Here is a 16,923-nt window from a genome sequence, read left to right on the forward strand (position 1 = left end):
TCGGGCCGTGCGGAGCGGACGGTGCCGACGCTTTGAGAGCGCTCTCACAGCGTGCGTCGACACCGCCGCCGAGGCCTGATATTACGCACCACCGCTGCCTCGGCCAACGGGTCGTGGACAAGCCGTCACCGCGCTGACCTGCGGGAACGAGGTGAGATGGGTTGCTTAACCCGTGCTTAAGGATCACTTAAGCGCACGGCGAAGCGTTCACCCGCACTTCATCACCCGTACCCGGGTGCCTCTTCCCTCCCCTCGCGCGGCCACCTAGCCTCGCGACGCCCCCTGTCTCTCAGGCCTGTGTCTTCGGCCCCATGTCCCTTCCCCGAAAGGCGACTTGACGCATGCTTCATCAACTACTGGGCACGGCAAGGCGGTTCGGCATCGGAGTCGCGGCCGTGGCGGTCACGACCACGCTCGCCACAGCCGCGCCCTTCCCCGCCCTCGCCGCGGCGACCGGCACCTCCGGCGAGTTGTCCTCCCTCGTCGACCCGCTGATCGGCTCGTCCAACGGCGGGAACACCTACCCCGGCGCCACCCTTCCGGGCGGCATGATCGCCTGGTCCCCGACCAGCACCACCGGCGACCAGACCAGCACCGGAGCCGCCAACGGCTACGAGTACGGCGCCACCCGCGTCCGCGGTCTGAGCCTCACCCATGTCAACGGCGCCGGTTGCAACCCCGGCGCGGCCGGTGACGTACCGATCATGCCGTTCGTCGGCGACGTCACCTCGTCACCGTCGGCGGACACCAAGGACGCCGTCTACGCGTCTGCCTTCTCGCACGCCGACGAGAAGGCCGCTCCCGGCCGCTACACCCTCGGCCTCGCCTCCGGCGCCACCGCCGACCTGGCCGTGAGCAAGCGCGCCGGAGTCGCCGACTTCACCTTCCCCGCCGACCGCCCCGCGAGCCTGCTCTTCCGTGTCTCCAACTCCCTCAACGGCAGCGCGGACGCGCACGTCGACATCGACACCGCCCACCGCAAGGTGACCGGCTGGGTCCTCACCGGCGCCTTCTGCGGGCGCCGCGCCAACGGCGGTGTCAACAACCGCAAGAGCTACTACCGGCTCTACTTCAGCGCCTCCTTCGACCGTGCCTTCTCCTCGGTCGGCACCTGGCACGACAGCACGGTGTCACCCGGTTCGACGACCGCCTCCGGAGGCGAGGGATACGCCACCGGCGCCGACCGCGCGGGACGCGGCTCCGGCGGCTGGGTCGGCTTCGACACGGCGGCTGACAACGATGTCCACATGCGGATCGGCATCTCCTACGTCAGCCTCTCCGGAGCCGAGACCAACCTCCGCCAGGAAATCGCCCCGCACGCGCGCGTGGCCGACGTCGCCAAGGCGGGCGCCCGCGCGTGGGACCGCGAGTTGAGCACCGTACGCGTCGACGGCGGCACCCCCGCCCGCCGCCAGACCTTCTACACGGCGCTCTATCACGCCCTCATGCAGCCCAACCTGATCAGTGACACCGACGGCCGCTACTGGGGCATGGACCAGGCCGTCCACCGGCTGGCTCGCGGTCAGCGGGCGCAGTACAGCAACTTCTCCGGCTGGGACCAGTACCGCGCCCAGATCCAACTGCTCGCGCTCCTGGAGCCCACCGTCGCGGGCGACTTCGCCCAGTCGCTCTACAACTTCGCCCAGCAGAACGGCGGAGTCTGGGACCGCTGGGTGCACATCAGCGGCGCCACCCACGTCATGACGGGCGACCCGTCCGCCGCGACCCTGGCCACCTTCTACGCCATGGGCGTACGCAACTTCGACTACCAGGGAGCCTTCGACTCCCTGGTCCACCAGGCCACCGTGCCCAAGCCGGACGAACTCTCGGACGCCGGCTGCCCCGGCCAGTGCGTGGGCCAACGCCCCAACCTCGCCCAGTACATGACCTCCCACTACGCCGCCCAGAACGCGTGCCACTGCTGGGGCGGTGCCGCCGAGACCCTGGAGGACGCGGTCGCCGACTCCGCCCTCGCCCAGTGGGCGGAACTGCTGGGGCGGTCGGATGAGGCGCAGGCCTTCGAAGCGCGAGGCGCGTACTGGCGCAATGTCTTCAACCCCGCCACCGGCTACATCCAGGCCCGCAATCTCGACGGCGCCTGGGTGACCCCGTTCAACCCGGCGAGCGACCTCGGCTTCGCCCAGGGCTCGGCCGCCGCCTACGTGTGGATGGTCCCGCAGGACGTGCGGGGCCTCGCCGAGGCGATGGGCGGACGCGAGACGGCCGCCACCCGGCTCGACGCCTTCTTCCACACGGCCGACGGCGCATGGTCGGTCCGGGGCGGCGATGCCTTGCGTTACGACCCCACCAACGAGCCCGACATCCACGCCCCTTGGCTCTACAACTCCCTCGGACAGCCCTGGAAGACCCAGGCAACGGTCCGCCAGATCCTCGACACCGCGTACGGCACCGGCCCCAAGGGCCTGCCCGGCAACGACGACCTCGGCACCATGTCCGCCTGGTACGTCCTCTCCGCCCTGGGCATCTATCCGCGCACCCCGGGCAGCGCCGACCTGCTGCTCGGCGCACCGCTCTTCCCGAAGGCGGTCCTGGACCGGCCGGGCCGCACGGACATCGTCATCACCGCGCCCGACGCCGACGACAGCCACCCGTACGTCGACGCCGTACGGCTCGACGGCCGCGACGCCACCCGCTCATGGACCGGCGCGGCCTTGACCCTCAAGGGCGGCAGGCTGGACTTCCGGCTGGCCACCGAACCGAACACGACCTGGGCGACCGATCCGGAGGGCCTCCCGAACTGAACCGCACCGGCCGGCGGACTCGTCGTCCGCCGGCCGCAGGAGGCTCGCCGGAGGGGTGTCCGGGGGCCGCAGGAGGCTCGCCGGAGGGGTGTCCGGGGGCCCGTTACGACTTCGAACGAGGCTGGGTCGTCGGGATCCGGTGGGTGAAGAACATCGCGAGCAGCGAGGTGAGGGCGAGGATCGCCAGTGCGGCGCGCAGGCCGTCGAGTCTCGCGTCGGCGTTCGCGTCGAGCGCCGCCTGCGTGACGTCCGCGCTCGTGCCCTCCTTGTCGAGAGCCGCCTTGAGCTGGGCGTCCGACAGGAAGGGCACGCCGCTTTGGAGTTCGACACTCGCCGTGCTCTTCACGCGCTCCGGGACATCCGGGTTCTGCTCGATGCTGCTGATGAAGGAACTCGTCAGCGCGGCGATCAGGATCGACCCCGCGAGCGCGGTGCCGATCGAGGAGCCGAGGTTGGTGACCGCGTTCTGGACGCCGCCGACCTCCGCGCTCCGCTCGTCCGGAACCGCGGACACGGTGACCGAGCCCAGCTGGGACGCCAGCGCGCCCATGCCGAGCCCGATCAGCAGGAGGGGGACGGTGACGACCTCCGCACCCGCGTCCGCGTCGAGCGCGGCCATCAGGACCACCGCTCCGGCGAACAGGGACAGGATCCCGAGCCGCACCACCCGCCGCGGTGAGACATGCGGAAGGAAACGCGGGATGAGGATCGCGGCGGCCAGCAGGGTCAGCGAGAGCGGCAGGATGCGTGCGCCGGTCTTGAGCGCGGACAGGCCGAGGGCCACCGACAGATAGAGAGGTACGACGAAGAACACGCCCATCTGGACGAGGTACTGGAAGAAGAACATCGTCAGCCCACCGGTGAGCTGCCGGTTCCGCAGGAGCGCCGGGTCCACGAGTGGTTCCCTGCGCCGCTCCACGAGTCGCGCCTCCCAGCGCAGGAACAGCCAGATCAGGATCAGCCCGGCCAGCATCAGCCAGACGACCAGTGAGATCCCGAGCCAGGAGGGTGCGTCGGGCTTCGGCTGGAACCAGCCCCACTCGTCCGAGCGGAGTACGCCGTAGACGAAGACCCCGAGTCCGAGGGCCGAGAGGGCCGCGCCGACGAGATCGATGCGGGGGTGGCTCTCGGCCGGTGCGTCGGCGATGCGGCGGCCGAGGGCTAGGATGCCGAGCACGATCACGACTTCACCGGCGAACACCCAGCGCCAGGAGAAGTACGTGGTCGCGACGCCCCCGATGAGCGGCCCGAGGGCGATCGCCACGGCTCCCGCGGCCGTGACGAGTCCGTAGGCGGCGGGTCGGCGTTCGACACCGAAGTTGGCGGCGACGAGCGCCACGATCGCGGGCAGGATGAGCGCCGCCCCGAGGCCCTCCAGGAGTGCCCAGCCGAACAGGAGCACCGGCAGGTTCGGGGCCAGCGCCGTGGTGAGGGAGCCGCACCCGTACACGGCACAGCCGATCATGAACGCGCGTTTGTGGCCGATCAGCGCGCCGACCTTGCCGCCCGGGATCATGAACATCGCCATGACGAGGGTGTAGGCGGTGATCGCGCCCTGGATGCCCGTCACCGTCGTGTTCACGTCGTCGGCCACCGTCGCGATCGAGACGTTCATGACGGAGCTGTCGAGGGCCATCAGGAATTGGCCGGACGAGAGTGTGAGCAGGACCAGTCGCGCGGTCGCCGGACTCCCAGCGCTGTGTTCCGGGGATGCCATGGGCGCATCGTCGCAGCGATCGCGGCGATCGAACCGCGACCCGCCACCGAGGTCAACCGGTTGGCGGTGGGTCCGCCGGACACCGACTCCGGGCCCGCGGAAAGTCGTGCAGTCACCTCGGGCGGGTGATCCGGCGGGGCCGTACAGCGGGCAGCATGCGGGGAAGAGGGTCCCCAGCGCGGTGGGAGAGGGTGGTGCCGGCATGCGTTACGAGTTCCGTGTCGACGGTCGCGTCTCCATGGCACTGGCCGAGGCGTTCCCGGAGCTGGCGACGGAGACCGGTTCCGAACAGACGGTCTTCACCGGCTCGGTGACGGACGAGGCGCATCTGTACGGACTGCTCCTGCGTTTCCGGAACCTGGGACTGCGCGTCGACGAGATGCGCCGCCTGCCGGATGTGGAGACGCGTGCGACAGGGAGGACGCGATGACAACGACACACCAGGTCAGCGGCCACCTCACCGTGGCCGAGCGAGTGGCGCGGGGCAGGGCGGCCCGTTCGACCGCACCACGGTCGAGCCACGCCGGGTTCGTCCCGGCCGAGCGGCGGCCCGATCCCGTCGGCGTTCTGGAGCAGCAGGCCGTCACCCGGGTACCCGAACTGCTGCCCATCCGGTACGGCCGGATGGTGGAGTCGCCCTTCCGGTTCTACCGGGGTGCCGCCGCGATCATGGCCGCCGACCTCGGCCAGGCGCCTCACACGGGCATCACGACCCAGCTGTGCGGCGACGCCCACCTGCTGAATTTCGGCCTGTTCGCCTCGCCCGAACGGCACCTGGTCTTCGACATCAACGACTTCGACGAGACACTGCCGGGCCCCTTCGAATGGGACGTCAAACGGCTGACCGCCAGCTTCGCCGTCGCCGGCCGCGCCAACGGTCTGGACGACGACCAGCGCGCCGTTGTCGTCACCGAGGCGGTGCGGGCGTACCGGGAGCGGATGCGACGGTTCTCCGGCATGCGCACGCTGGACATGTGGTACGCCCAGGACGACGCCGACCGGCTTCACGTACTGCTGCCGGGCAAGAAGGCACGCCGACGTACTTCCCGGGCCCTGGCGAAGGCCCGTACCCGGGACAGCCTCCAGGCGTTCGACAAGCTCACCGGCGTGGTCGACGGCGAACTCCGGATCGTCGCCGACCCACCCCTCATCACGCCGCTCGGTGATCTGAGTCCGGGCACCGAGTACGAGGAGCTGGGAGGGCCTGTGCGCGCGCTGATCGCCGCCTACGGGCGCAGCCTCTCCACCGAGCGTCGGGACCTGCTGGAACGCTTCCGCCTGGTCGACGTGGCACGCAAGGTGGTGGGGGTCGGCAGTGTGGGGACCCGTTGCTGGATCGTCCTCATGGTGGGCAGGGACGAAGACGATCCACTGCTGCTCCAGGCCAAGGAGGCCGGAGAGTCCGTCCTCGCTCCGTACTGCGGCCCGAGCCGGTACGACAACCAGGGCAAGCGGGTCGTCGCCGGGCAGCGGCTCATGCAGGCGAACAGCGACATCTTCCTCGGCTGGGAGCGTGTGACGGGCATGGACGGCAGGCTGCGCGACTTCTACGTCAGGCAGCTGCGTGACTGGAAGGGCACACCACGGCCCGAGACCATGACGCCCGCCATGCTGCGCCTCTACGCGGGCCTGTGCGGTGGCTCCCTGGCCCGCGCCCACGCCCGTTCGGGCGATCCGGTCGCCATCGCCGCCTACCTCGGCACCGGCGGTGCCTTCGACCGCGCCATCGTCGAGTTCGCGGAGGCGTACGCCGACCAGAACGAGCGCGACTACGAGGTCTTCGCCAAGGCCGTGCGGGCCGACCGGGTCACCGCCATGGCCGCCTGAGTCCCGGTCGCCCCTCCGCGCTGGTCACCCTTCCCGGGTGACGACGGACCGGCCGCCCGGGTGGAGGCTCTGAAACGAGCGGCTGCGGGCTGCAGCCGTACGAGGAACGGAGGTCCCGCAATGGCCACCACCATCCACCACCGCTCGGCGGGGGTTCAGTCCGCCGCCACCGGACTCACACTGTTCGCCGCGGTGATGCTGTTCGTCGCCGGCACCCTGGACCTGTTCCGGGGCATCATGGCGATCGCCCAGGACGACGTCTTCGTCAACACCCCGAACTACGTCTTCAAGTTCGACCTGACGAGCTGGGGCTGGATCCAGCTGTCGCTCGGCGTGATCGCCATGATCGTGGGCCTCGGCCTGTTCGCGACGGCCACTTGGGCGAGGGTCGTCGGAGTGGGCATCGCGGCGCTGCTGATCATCGCCAACTTCCTCTCCATCCCGTACTACCCCGTCTGGTCGCTCACCCTGATCGCCCTCTACGGGTTCGTCATCTGGGCGCTGTGCGTGGTCCAGCGGAAGGACCAGAACGGCTAGCGAGGGTTCGACGGGGCCCTTGCCCCGCCGAGTCCCTGCCGGTCCGCACCCTCCGCCACCGCGACGAGCAGCGGATCCCGGAAGGCGCGGGCGAGGCGGTCCAGCAGGGCTAGGCGCTCGGCCAGCGGGGCACGACGGCGGTCGGGAGCGGCTTCGGCGACGGTGTCGAGCAGCACCCGTACGCGCCGTACGACCTGCAAGGACGTCGACCCGTAGTCGAGGATCTCGTCCAGCGCCAGACTCACCAGCTCGGGCCATCCCGGTGCCGACCGGCGCAGACGGGGTGTCCCGTCGGCGTCGGTCACCAGGGTCACGCCGAGCGGACGCGCGACGAGCCGGACGAGGGTCTCCTCGATCTGGTCCAGTGCCTGCACGGCGGTCGTGGGGTCGTTGACGGCCGGTGAGAGCGCGCGGATCGCGATGTCGGCGAGGAGCCTGAGGCCGCACGCCGGATCCTGGCCGATGGAGCGGACACGGTCCACGCGTACGCAGGAGGCCAGGCGGCGCAGGGGCACGGGACGTGATCCGCGCGACGGCGCCGGCCCGTGCACATACCCCAGGACCGTGCCTTCACCGACATGGTCACCGGGGCCGACAGTGAGCGAGACACGGGCATCCCGGTCCGTCGCGATGCGCAGCAGCCGACGCTCGTCGACGTTCCGGACGACACCCGACCGCCCGGTGTGCACCAACGGAACCGCCGATCCGGAGGCCCAGCCGTCCGCCGTGCCCGAAGCCACCGCCGTGCCGCTGGGCGGCAGCGCGGCGTCGATCGACCCGGCCATGAGTTCACCCACCGCCCGGGCGAGCCCGCCGCCGGTCACCAGGTGCCGGAGCCCGGTGAGACTCTGCAGCAGCACGGCCGTGTCGACGACCACCAGGGCGACGGCCACCGTCACGGACAGGCGCGGTGTCTCGTCGGGCCGGATCTGGGCCAGCACGACCAGTGCGTACACCGCGGTGCCGGTCACCAGCCCCACGACGGCCAGCGACCGGCGGAAGTGGCCGATGACCCCGATCAGCCGGGGAGACATGTTCTGCACGGTCTGGATGACCAGGGTGACCGCGGTGATGACGAACCCGGACAGGGTGATCATGCCGCCCGCGATGGCCGCGAGGGTCGTCGCGGCGGTTCCCGAGTCGTAGGTGAGACCGACTTGGGGGAGGGAGTCCTCCCAGTGCGGCAGTCCCAGGCCGAGTCCGACCGCCGCCGCCATCGTCGCCACCGCCACGGCCGGACTCAGGAACGCGGCCAGGCGCCTGACGCGGGGCGTGGTGACGGGACCTCGCGTGTGCCACGGCTCAAGCTCCACGCGATCACCGTAAGAGCCGGGCGTCGTTCGCGCGCGTCGTGCCACACCGCCTCGGCGGTCCCGACGGGGGCCGGGACACCTCAGTGGCAGTGCCGCATGATCCAGTGCGCCCCGTGATCCGCCGCGACGTAGCGGTGACGCAGCCGCTCCGGCAGGTTCCACGGCTCGTCGAGCCTGATGACTCCGGGACGGTGCCCGTGCCGGACGGTCGCCTCGGCCAGCTCCTCGGCGCACTGGTGGAGCCGCCGCAGCGACCGCTCATCGGCGCCGTCGCCGGCGTTCAGCTCACCGTACGCGGCCTCCACGGCCGCCAAGGCATCCGCGAGGTTCGCCGTCCCGGGAACGAGATCCGTTGCCATGGCTCTGCCTCCTGGTCGCATGTCGACCACGTGGTGCGCGGGTCGAACGGGCTCCTGGTGTGAGGATGCGGCCACCGTGCCGTCCGGGAGGCCACCCGTACCGGGTGATCCGCCGCCTGCCGTGCCGGTGGAACGTGGTGCCGTCAAACCACTCGGCTGCGGCCATCGGAGGTCAACATGTCCGACTACCCCCTGCTCGACGCGTTCCTCACCATGATGTGGTTCTTCCTGTGGGTGCTGTGGTTCATGCTCCTGTTCAGGGTCATCGGCGACATCTTCCGCGACGACAAGCTCGGTGGGTGGGGCAAGGCGGGCTGGACCCTCCTCGTCTGCGTACTGCCCTACCTGGGCGTCTTCGTCTATCTGATCGCCCGGGGCAAGGGCATGGGCAAGCGGGACGTGCAGCAGGCGCAGGCCCGGGAGCAGCAGTTCCGCTCCTACGTGCAGAAGGCGGCGGCCGAGAACACGGCACCGCGCGCCAACAAGGCGGACGAACTGGCCAAACTCGCCGGCCTGCACGACCACGGCGACATCACCGACGCCGAGTACGAGAAGGCCAAGTCCAAGGTGCTCGCCGCCTGAGTGGGTTCGTCCCCCTGATCCGGTCCGCCGCACGGGCCGGATCACTCATGCAGGCGGCGCATCTCCACCACGTGCAACCCCAGTGACTGGAAACGCGTCAGCAGGCCGTACAACTGCACCTCGTCGGCGATCTGCCCGGACAGCACGGTCTGCCCGGCCGCGACGACGCTTTCGAGCTCGGGGAACGCCTCGGTCATCGTGTGGGACATCTCCCCGTCGACACGGATCTCGTATCGCATGAGCATGCTTCTCTCGCAGTCGTACGGCGGCTCAAGGCCACACGCTCCATGCTGCGGCCGCCGTACGGTGGGCGGCATCACCCGTCCCAGGTGACCGGCGCCTTCTCACAGGAGGTGCAGCTCCCGGGCGTGCCGCACAGCTTCGCTCCGCCGGGTCGCCGCGAGCTTGCGATAGATGTTCTTGAGGTGGGTCTTGACGGTGTTGACCGACAGATGGAGGTCCGCGGCGATGTCCTCCGTCGACATCGTCTGGGCCAGCCGTTCCAGCACCTCGTGCTCGCGACTGCTGAGTGGTTCGGTCAGGAGGTCGGGGCCTGTGCCGTGCGTGTGAGGTACCCGGGTGTGCACCACCAGCGCGGGCGGCAGCCAGTCGTGCCCGCGGGTCAGTTCCGGCCGGCGGTGCACCAGGTGCCGTAGCCACGGCCCGGCCTCGATGAACGGCCGCCTCAGTCGCGCGGGGCGGGCCTTTGACAGGGCTCTCGTGGTCAGGCGCTCCGCCGCCGAGCCGTTGCCCAGCGCGTCGGCGGCCTGAGCCTGCGCCAGCAGCACCCTGGTCGTGACGGCGGGACCCTCGTCCGGTCCGCCCGGGAGTGCGGCGAGCAGGTCCAGCGCCTCTTCGGCGCGGCCGAGGGCAAGCCGGGCGCGGGCGGCGGCCACCACGCTCTCCGGCCCGGCGGCCGGGTCCTTCGCGAGGATCTCCATGGCGACCTCCGGCCGGCCTGCCGCGAGGTGCGCGCCGGCCATCGTGAGGGCCGTGCGGTCGCACACCCATGGCGAGGGCTCGGCGACGGAGTGCGGTTCCTCCAGCTCGTCCAGGACGCGGAGTGCCGCTTCGGGGTTGCCCTTGGCGAGCAGGAGGCGCGACCGCAGGAGGGTCAGGCCCGCGCGCACGATGGGATCGTGCGCGGCCGCCGTGGAGGCGGCGGCCTGGTCGAGGCCGGCGTGTGCGGCGGCGAGCTCGTCACGGTCGAGGGCGACGGCGGCCAGCACCAGCTGGGCGACTCCGGTACGGGTGGCGGGAGGCAGTCCGCCGCGCTCCGCTTCGGCGACCGCTTCCCGGGCATGCCTCTCGGCGCGGTCGGGCCAGCCGCGCAGGAAGTCGATCAGCGCCAGCCGGCTCAGACATTCGTGCCGGGGGAGCGCGGTGTGCGGACCGTTGTGCAGCTGTACGGCGGCGGACAGCGTCGACCGGGCGGCGTCGAAGCGTCCCGCCCACAGCTGGGCCGATCCCAGGTCGGTGAGCATCAGGGCGCGCAGCTCGGGGTGGGCTTCCAGGCGCTCGGCGGGAACGGCGCGCCGCGCCGCCTCCACGTCCTGTGCGGCGGCCTCGGCCAGATCGGCCGCGCCGGTCATCCGGGCGGCGAGCACCCGCAACTCGGCGCAGCTGAGTCGTAGCGCCGGGGACGGGGGGCCGTCGTTGTGCAGGTTGTCCTCGGCGCGGCGCAGATGGTCGAGCCCGCGGTCGACGTCGTGGCGGGTCAGATGACGGGCGGTGCGCACCAGATCCGCGGCTGGACCGGGCGTGGCCGGGGGCATCTGGGAGAAGAGCCGGTCGAGGCGTTCGGCATCCAGCCCCGTGAGGAGCTGCCCGATCGCCAGCTCCTCGACGAACTGGTGCGATGTGCGTTCCCAGTCCCCGCCGTCCGCGGCATGGGGCAGCGCCTCCGCGAACATCCCCGCCTCGCTGAGCCAGCGTGCCGCCCTCCGGTGCAGTTCGGGTTCGAGCCCCGGGCACCGGACCCGCAGATGGACCCGGAGGATCTCGGCGAAGAGCGGGTGGAGCCGGTACCAGGAGTGGCCGACGGGTCCGACGAACGCGTTCGCGCGCTGCAGCCCGGCGAGGATCGGGTCCGCGTCGTCACGGCCCGTGAGGGCGTTGGCCAGGTCGGGGTGGATCTGTTCGAGGATGCTGCTGCGCAGCATCAGGTCCTGGGTCTCGGCCGGCTGCGTGTCGAGCACCTCGGCGAGCAGGAAGTCGGCGAGCGTGCTCTGGCCCGCTTCGAAGTTCTTCAGAAAGACGTCGGGATCCTCGGCCTGCTGCGCCGCCAGGATGCAGAGCCGAAGCCCGGCTGCCCAGCCCCCGGTCCGCTCGGTCAGTGCCCGCACGCCACGCTCCGGCAGCCGCATGCCGTGCCTGCTCAGCAGCTCGGCCGTCTCCTCCGGCAGGAACGCCAGGTCGGCCCCGCGGATGTCGGTGACCTGGCCGGCGGCGCGGTAGCGGTGCAACGGCAGCAGCGGTTCCGTACGGCTGATGAGGATCAGACGCAGCCCGTCGCCCACGTGGCGGAGCACGAACTCGAGCTCGTCGGCGATCTCCGTCGAGCCCGCCACGCGGTCGAACTCGTCGAGCACCAGCACGACGGGTTCCGTCAGCTCACTGAGATGGGCCGCGAGCCTGGCCAGCAGCGAGTGGTCCACCTCGCCGGCGCGTGCCGGGCTGCCGACGGCGTCCGGCGGACCCAGGCCGAGGCGCCGCATGGCCTCCAGCACATAGGTCCAGAACACGCCGGGGGCGTTGTCCTCGGCCTCCACCGTCAGCCACGCCGGACGGCTCGGCGGACCCTCCGTGGCGATCCAGTCGGCCACCAACAGTGTTTTGCCCGCGCCCGCGGGCCCGTTGACAAGGGTTACGGGTACCTGGCTGCCCAGAGCCAGCCGCTCGACGAGCCGCGGTCTGCGCACGAACGTGTGTGGAGGGACCGGCACGCTGAACCGCGCTGCCAGGAGCGGATCACCGCTCGGCGCAAGGTGTTCGGCAGCAGCGTCCCCATGTCCGTCGGAGGTCGGATCGGGCATGGCACTCACCGCAACACCGCAGTTCGCAGTCCGGAAAAACGCCTACCGATTGATCATCGCCCCAGGCCCGGAATGCCGCAAAGGATGCTGGTCAGCCCGCTGGCCCGGACGACATGCGGCCGGCCGCACAGCCGCGCCGGTCTTCACCCGGGACGGGTGAGGCGCCCGGGCGCGACGCCGGCGCACCGTGGGGGGCAGGGAAAGCGTGGCCCCACCGGGACGACCTGGAAGGAAGGCACGGCTCATGTCCGAGACCCACCGCCAGATTCTCCCGATCCCCGACGTGCACCGTCTGGGACCGATCACGTATGACGCGAAGGACCCGGACACCTCGTTCCCGCCCATCCGCCCGCTGCTGCCGCCGGAGCAGGCGCCGAATGTCATGCTGATCATGCTCGACGACGTCGGCTTCGGCGCCCCCAGCACCTTCGGCGGCCCCTGCGAGACCCCGGTCTTCGACCGCCTGGCACGCAACGGCCTGCGCTACACCCGCTTCCACACCACCGCCCTGTGCTTCCCGAGCCGCGCGGCCCTCCTGTCCGGCCGCAACCACCACTCCGTGGGCATGGGCGGCGTCACCGAGATCGCCACCTCGGCGCCCGGCTACAACTCGATGCGCCCCAACACGAAGGCGCCCCTCGCGGAGATCCTCAAGCTCAACGGCTGTTCCATGGCCCAGTTCGGCAAGTGCCACGAGGTCCCCGTGTGGCAGACCAGCCCGGCCGGCCCCTTCGACGCCTGGCCCACGGGCGGCGGCGGTTTCGAGTACTTCTACGGCTTCATCGGCGGCGAGACCAACCAGTACGAACCCGCGCTGTACGAGGGCACGTCACCGATCGACCCGCCGAAGACCCCCGAGGAGGGCTACCACCTCACCGAGGACCTCACCGACCGGGCCATCGGCTGGGTGCGCCAGCAGAAGACCCTGATGCCGGACCGCCCGTTCTTCTGCTACTTCTCACCGGGCGCCACCCACGCACCGCACCATGTGCCCACGGAGTGGTCCGGCCGCTACCGCGGCCGCTTCGACATGGGCTGGGACGCGATCCGGGAGGACACCCTCGCCCGGCAGAAGGAGCTCGGAGTCGTCCCGCCGAACGCCCAGTTGACGAAGCGCCACGCGCAGATCCCCGCCTGGGAGGAGATCCCGGCGGAGCTCCGGCCCGTGCTCGCACGGCAGATGGAGGTCTACGCAGGCTTCCTCACCCACACCGACCACCACATCGGCAGGCTGCTCGCCGCCCTGGAGGAGCTGGGGATTCTCGACGACACGCTGACGTACGTGATCACCGGCGACAACGGCGCCTCCGCCGAGGGAGGCCTGCGCGGCAGCTTCAACGAGCTGCTCGCCTTCAACGGCATGGCGGGGATCGAGACCCCGGAGTTCATGGCCTCCCGCATCGACAAGTTCGGCACCCCGGAGGCGTACAACCACTACGCGGTCGGCTGGGCGCACGCCATGGACACGCCTTACCAGTGGACCAAGCAGGTCGCCTCGCACTGGGGCGGCACCCGCAACGGCACCATCGTCCACTGGCCGGCCCGCATCCGGGCCAACGACGAGAACCGCGGCCAGTTCACGCACCTCATCGACGTCGCCCCGACGATCCTCGAAGCGGCCGGGATCCCCGAGCCCACCACGGTCAACGGCGTGCAGCAGTCGCCGATGGAGGGCATCTCGATGCTCTACAGCTTCGAGGACGCCGACGCGCCCGAGCGCCACGACCAGCAGTACTTCGAGATGTTCGGCAACCGCGGCATCTACCGCAGGGGCTGGTCCGCCGTCACCAAGCACCGCACCCCATGGGTGGCGACAGGCAGCCAGGTCGCCTTCGACGACGACGTGTGGGAGCTCTACGACGGCTCCACCGACCCCAGCCAGGCCCACGACCTGGCCGCCGAAATGCCCGGGAAACTGCACGAGTTGCAACGGCTCTGGCTGATCGAGGCCACCCGCTACAACGTCCTGCCCATGGACGACCGGACCGCCGAACGCTTCAACGCGGAGATCGCGGGACGGCCCGAACTCATCCGCTCCGACCACCAGTTGCTGTACGGCGGCATGGGACGGCTGACCGAGAGCAGCCTGGTGAACGTCAAGAACAAGTCCTTCGCCGTCACCGCGGAGATCGCCTCGACCGACGGTCCCGTAGAGGGCGTGATCCTCGCCCAGGGCGGCAGCTTCGGCGGCTGGAGCCTGTACACCAGGCACGGCCGGGCCAAGTTCGCGTACAACCTCTGCGCCCTGGAGATCGCCCAGGTCGAGGCCGAGCGCCCGCTGCCCTCCGGCGAACACCAGGTACGGATGGAGTTCGCCTACGACGGCGGCGGCCTCGGCAAGGGCGGCACCGTCTCCCTCTACTACGACGGCGACAACGTGGGCGAGGGCCGCGTCAAGCACACGCTGCCGTTCCTGTTCTCCGCCGACGAGACCGCCGACGTGGGCCTGGACACCGGCACTCCGGTCGCCCCCGACTACGGGAGCCCCGACGGCGCCTTCACCGGAGACATCCACTGGGTCCAGGTCGACACCGGGCCCAACGACGCGGACCACTTCATCCGGCCCGAGGACCGCATCCGCATCGCCATGGGACGCCAGTGATCAAGTCAGTGCCCATGACGCCGTACCAAGGAGAAGGATCATGGACTATCCGCTGTTGAACGCCTTCCTGACCATCATGTGGGTCTTCCTCTGGATCCTGTGGTTCATGCTGCTCTTCCGCGTCTTCGGCGACATCTTCCGGGACGACTCGATGAGCGGCTGGGGCAAGGCCGGATGGTCGGTCTTCTGCGTCGTCCTGCCGTTCCTCGGCTGCTTCGTGTACCTCATCGCCCGCGGCAAGGGCATGGGAGAGCGCGAGATGCGCAGGGCCCGCAGGAACGAACAGGAATTCCAGGCCTACGTCCGGGAGGCCGCCAACACCGGCGGTGGCACGCCCGCACCCACAGGTCACGTCGAGGAACTCTCGAAGCTCGCCGGTCTGCACGACCACGGGGACATCACCGACGCCGAGTACGAGCAGGCCAAGGAGAAGGTGCTCGCCGGTTGACGGTGGGTGAGGAAGGGGCACAGCCATGGACGTGGGACCTGTCGAATACGTCGTCGTCGCCTTTCCCGGCAACCGTTTCCGGGGCGAGATCGCACCGGAGCTGAAGGCTCTCGTGGCGAGCGGCACCGTGCGGATCCTCGATCTGACCTTCGTCAAGAAGGACGCGGACGGCGCCGTCTCCTACATCGAGCTCGACGCCCTCGACCCCACGGAGGCATCGGTGTTCGACGACATCGACGGAGAGGTCGGCGGGCTGTTCACCCGGGAGGACCTCGACCTGGTCGCCGGGGAACTCCCGCCGGACTCGTCGGCGGCCCTCCTCCTGTGGGAGGACACCTGGGCCGCCGGGATGGCGGGCGCGGTCCGCCGCGCCGGGGGCCGGCTCGTCGCACATGAGCGCATCCCCGCCGAAGTGGTGGAGCGGGCGTACCAGGATGCCGCCTGAGGCGGTACACCCGCACCGGAAAGGGAAGGTGAGTGCCATGCTGGGTCGCCGTCTGGCGCGTCGCGATCGTCCCGGCCTCGTGGGAGTGGCCGCCCGTACGGCGGTGGCCGCCGGCACCGCGAGCGCGGTCTCCGGCCGGGTCGCCCGGCACCGGGCCGAGCGTGCCGCCGCACAGCAGACCGTGCCCGACGCGGAAGCCGCCGCGCACGCGTCCTCGGGGCTGACGGACGAGGAGATCTCCAACCTGGAACGCCTGGGCAAGCTCCATGAGCAGGGCGTGCTGTCGGACGAGGAGTTCGCCGTCCAGAAGGACCGCATCCTCAGGGGCTGACGGACCTACGACTCCTCGCCCTCCGCAGGAGTGCCCAGCCACCGCGGGAACGGCCCCGAAACCGCGGTGACCTGGCCCAGCGCGACTCCGGCGACGACCACGCAACTGCACCCGATCAGCCACGAGAGCAGCGTGAACACGTAGCCGAGGGAACCGAACTGGTCGATGCTCCGCTTCATGGTCGCGGGCATGAACAGACCCGACGCGTAGACGAACGCCACCATGCCGACGCCCGTCAGCACGGCTCCGGGCAGCAGCGGCAGCCAGCCGATGCGCGCCGCGAGCAGCAGATGCTGCGTCCACCACCACAGCAGCACGGAGGTCGCCAGCGAGAGCAGGACACCGAGCCAGGTGCCGCCTCCGAAGCCGTGGCGCAACGGAGCCTGCAACAGCACCGTGGCCAGCCAGCCCAGCAGCCACGCCAGCCAGCGCCATGCGGCCATTCGAGTGCCGGCCTTGGGCAGATCCCAGCAGCGTTCGCAGACCCTCTGCAGGGCGCGGCTGAGGGCGGTCGCCGAAATGAGCGTGACGACGATTCCGACAGCTCCGTACGTCTCCTTCGTGCCGCCCTGCGCGCCGAACGTCTTCTCGATGTCCTCGACCGGCGCGTCACTCCCGAGCATGGCCTGGACGGAGTCGACCAGCGTGTCCTTGACGGCCTTCGGCGCGAACGCGGCCACCACGATGAGCAGCGGCAGCGCGGCGAGGAACGTCTGGGCCGCCAGCCGCGCGCTGGCGTCCATCCAGTTCACGCTGATCAGCCGGCCGAGCATCCGCCCGATCACCGGTGTCCGCCGGGGCATGTCCTGAGCCGCCCTCGCCCAGTCCCCGAGCTGCTTACGATTCACAGTCCATTCCTCGCACAGAGAGGCCGCCACCGCCTTCAGGGGCTCGCGCCCTGTGCGCTTCATCCGGGTGAATCAACCGGTGAGAGAGATCGGCGAAGCGGAAAGACGCGCCGGGTT

At 70.5% G+C, this 16,923-nt stretch carries 15 protein-coding genes; 9 read left to right on the top strand and 6 right to left on the bottom strand.

Going from position 1 to position 16,923, the window contains the following annotated elements; translation table 11 throughout:
* Positions 1 to 341 precede the first annotated feature (341 nt).
* Positions 342 to 2,762 carry a GH92 family glycosyl hydrolase gene (locus ACIBJH_RS27085; protein WP_399119463.1) on the top strand — a complete coding sequence of 807 codons (2,421 nt, stop codon included), beginning with the start codon at positions 342 to 344 and terminating at the stop codon, positions 2,760 to 2,762.
* Positions 2,763 to 2,865: 103 nt separating this feature from the next.
* Here the strand turns inward: ACIBJH_RS27085 and ACIBJH_RS27090 are convergent, their stop codons facing one another.
* Positions 2,866 to 4,479, bottom strand: coding sequence for an MFS transporter (locus tag ACIBJH_RS27090; protein WP_399119464.1), 1,614 nt, complete (start codon positions 4,477 to 4,479; stop codon positions 2,866 to 2,868).
* 202 nt (positions 4,480 to 4,681) lie between these two features.
* Between ACIBJH_RS27090 and ACIBJH_RS27095 the strand changes: the two genes are divergently transcribed.
* The 3 genes from ACIBJH_RS27095 (at position 4,682) to ACIBJH_RS27105 (ending at position 6,843) form a co-directional block, all read left to right on the top strand.
* Positions 4,682 to 4,909 carry a hypothetical protein gene (locus ACIBJH_RS27095; RefSeq protein ID WP_019070059.1) on the top strand — a complete coding sequence of 76 codons (228 nt, stop codon included), beginning with the start codon at positions 4,682 to 4,684 and terminating at the stop codon, positions 4,907 to 4,909.
* Positions 4,906 to 6,306, top strand: coding sequence for a DUF2252 domain-containing protein (locus tag ACIBJH_RS27100; protein ID WP_399119465.1), 1,401 nt, complete (start codon positions 4,906 to 4,908; stop codon positions 6,304 to 6,306). Before ACIBJH_RS27095 ends, ACIBJH_RS27100 begins: the two co-directional genes overlap by 4 nt.
* A 120-nt stretch (positions 6,307 to 6,426) precedes the next feature.
* Positions 6,427 to 6,843 carry a hypothetical protein gene (locus ACIBJH_RS27105; RefSeq protein WP_019070061.1) on the top strand — a complete coding sequence of 139 codons (417 nt, stop codon included), beginning with the start codon at positions 6,427 to 6,429 and terminating at the stop codon, positions 6,841 to 6,843.
* Here ACIBJH_RS27105 and ACIBJH_RS27110 read toward each other — a convergent pair.
* On the bottom strand, positions 6,840 to 8,156 hold the full coding sequence (locus ACIBJH_RS27110; RefSeq protein WP_399119466.1) for a DUF2254 family protein: 1,317 nt from the start codon (positions 8,154 to 8,156) through the stop codon (positions 6,840 to 6,842). The genes ACIBJH_RS27105 and ACIBJH_RS27110 overlap by 4 nt on opposite strands.
* Before the next feature lie 80 nt (positions 8,157 to 8,236).
* A complete protein-coding gene (locus ACIBJH_RS27115) occupies positions 8,237 to 8,515 on the bottom strand; it encodes a hypothetical protein (protein WP_399119467.1) in 279 nt (92 codons plus the stop codon).
* Positions 8,516 to 8,692: 177 nt separating this feature from the next.
* Here ACIBJH_RS27115 and ACIBJH_RS27120 point away from each other — a divergent pair, with 177 nt between their 5' ends.
* On the top strand, positions 8,693 to 9,097 hold the full coding sequence (locus tag ACIBJH_RS27120; protein ID WP_399119468.1) for an SHOCT domain-containing protein: 405 nt from the start codon (positions 8,693 to 8,695) through the stop codon (positions 9,095 to 9,097).
* Positions 9,098 to 9,138: 41 nt separating this feature from the next.
* Here the strand turns inward: ACIBJH_RS27120 and ACIBJH_RS27125 are convergent, their stop codons facing one another.
* Positions 9,139 to 9,336: a hypothetical protein gene (locus ACIBJH_RS27125; RefSeq protein WP_362982661.1), complete on the bottom strand. Its 198-nt coding sequence runs from the start codon at positions 9,334 to 9,336 to the stop codon at positions 9,139 to 9,141.
* Between the two features lie 105 nt (positions 9,337 to 9,441).
* A complete protein-coding gene (locus tag ACIBJH_RS27130; RefSeq protein WP_399119469.1) occupies positions 9,442 to 12,132 on the bottom strand; it encodes a LuxR C-terminal-related transcriptional regulator in 2,691 nt (896 codons plus the stop codon).
* A 244-nt stretch (positions 12,133 to 12,376) separates the two neighbouring features.
* On the opposite strand from ACIBJH_RS27130, the gene ACIBJH_RS27135 reads away from it, so the two are divergent.
* The 4 genes from ACIBJH_RS27135 to ACIBJH_RS27150 are packed head-to-tail and all read left to right on the top strand — an operon-like array spanning position 12,377 to position 15,958.
* Positions 12,377 to 14,734 (top strand): arylsulfatase, encoded by a 2,358-nt coding sequence (locus tag ACIBJH_RS27135; RefSeq protein WP_399119470.1) that lies wholly within the window; start codon positions 12,377 to 12,379, stop codon positions 14,732 to 14,734.
* A 40-nt stretch (positions 14,735 to 14,774) separates the two neighbouring features.
* Positions 14,775 to 15,182: an SHOCT domain-containing protein gene (locus tag ACIBJH_RS27140; RefSeq protein WP_399119471.1), complete on the top strand. Its 408-nt coding sequence runs from the start codon at positions 14,775 to 14,777 to the stop codon at positions 15,180 to 15,182.
* Positions 15,183 to 15,207: 25 nt separating this feature from the next.
* The gene (locus tag ACIBJH_RS27145) at positions 15,208 to 15,627 is read left to right on the top strand and encodes a DUF6325 family protein (RefSeq protein ID WP_399119472.1); all 420 of its coding nucleotides are present in this window, start codon (positions 15,208 to 15,210) and stop codon (positions 15,625 to 15,627) included.
* A gap of 37 nt (positions 15,628 to 15,664) precedes the next feature.
* Positions 15,665 to 15,958 carry an SHOCT domain-containing protein gene (locus ACIBJH_RS27150; protein ID WP_399119473.1) on the top strand — a complete coding sequence of 98 codons (294 nt, stop codon included), beginning with the start codon at positions 15,665 to 15,667 and terminating at the stop codon, positions 15,956 to 15,958.
* Between the two features lie 5 nt (positions 15,959 to 15,963).
* On the opposite strand, the gene ACIBJH_RS27155 is transcribed toward ACIBJH_RS27150, so the two are convergent.
* The gene (locus ACIBJH_RS27155) at positions 15,964 to 16,806 is read right to left on the bottom strand and encodes a YhjD/YihY/BrkB family envelope integrity protein (protein ID WP_399119474.1); all 843 of its coding nucleotides are present in this window, start codon (positions 16,804 to 16,806) and stop codon (positions 15,964 to 15,966) included.
* Positions 16,807 to 16,923 lie beyond the last annotated feature (117 nt).

This window comes from Streptomyces sp. NPDC050548, from assembly GCF_044457385.1.
GTDB lineage: Bacteria > Actinomycetota > Actinomycetes > Streptomycetales > Streptomycetaceae > Streptomyces.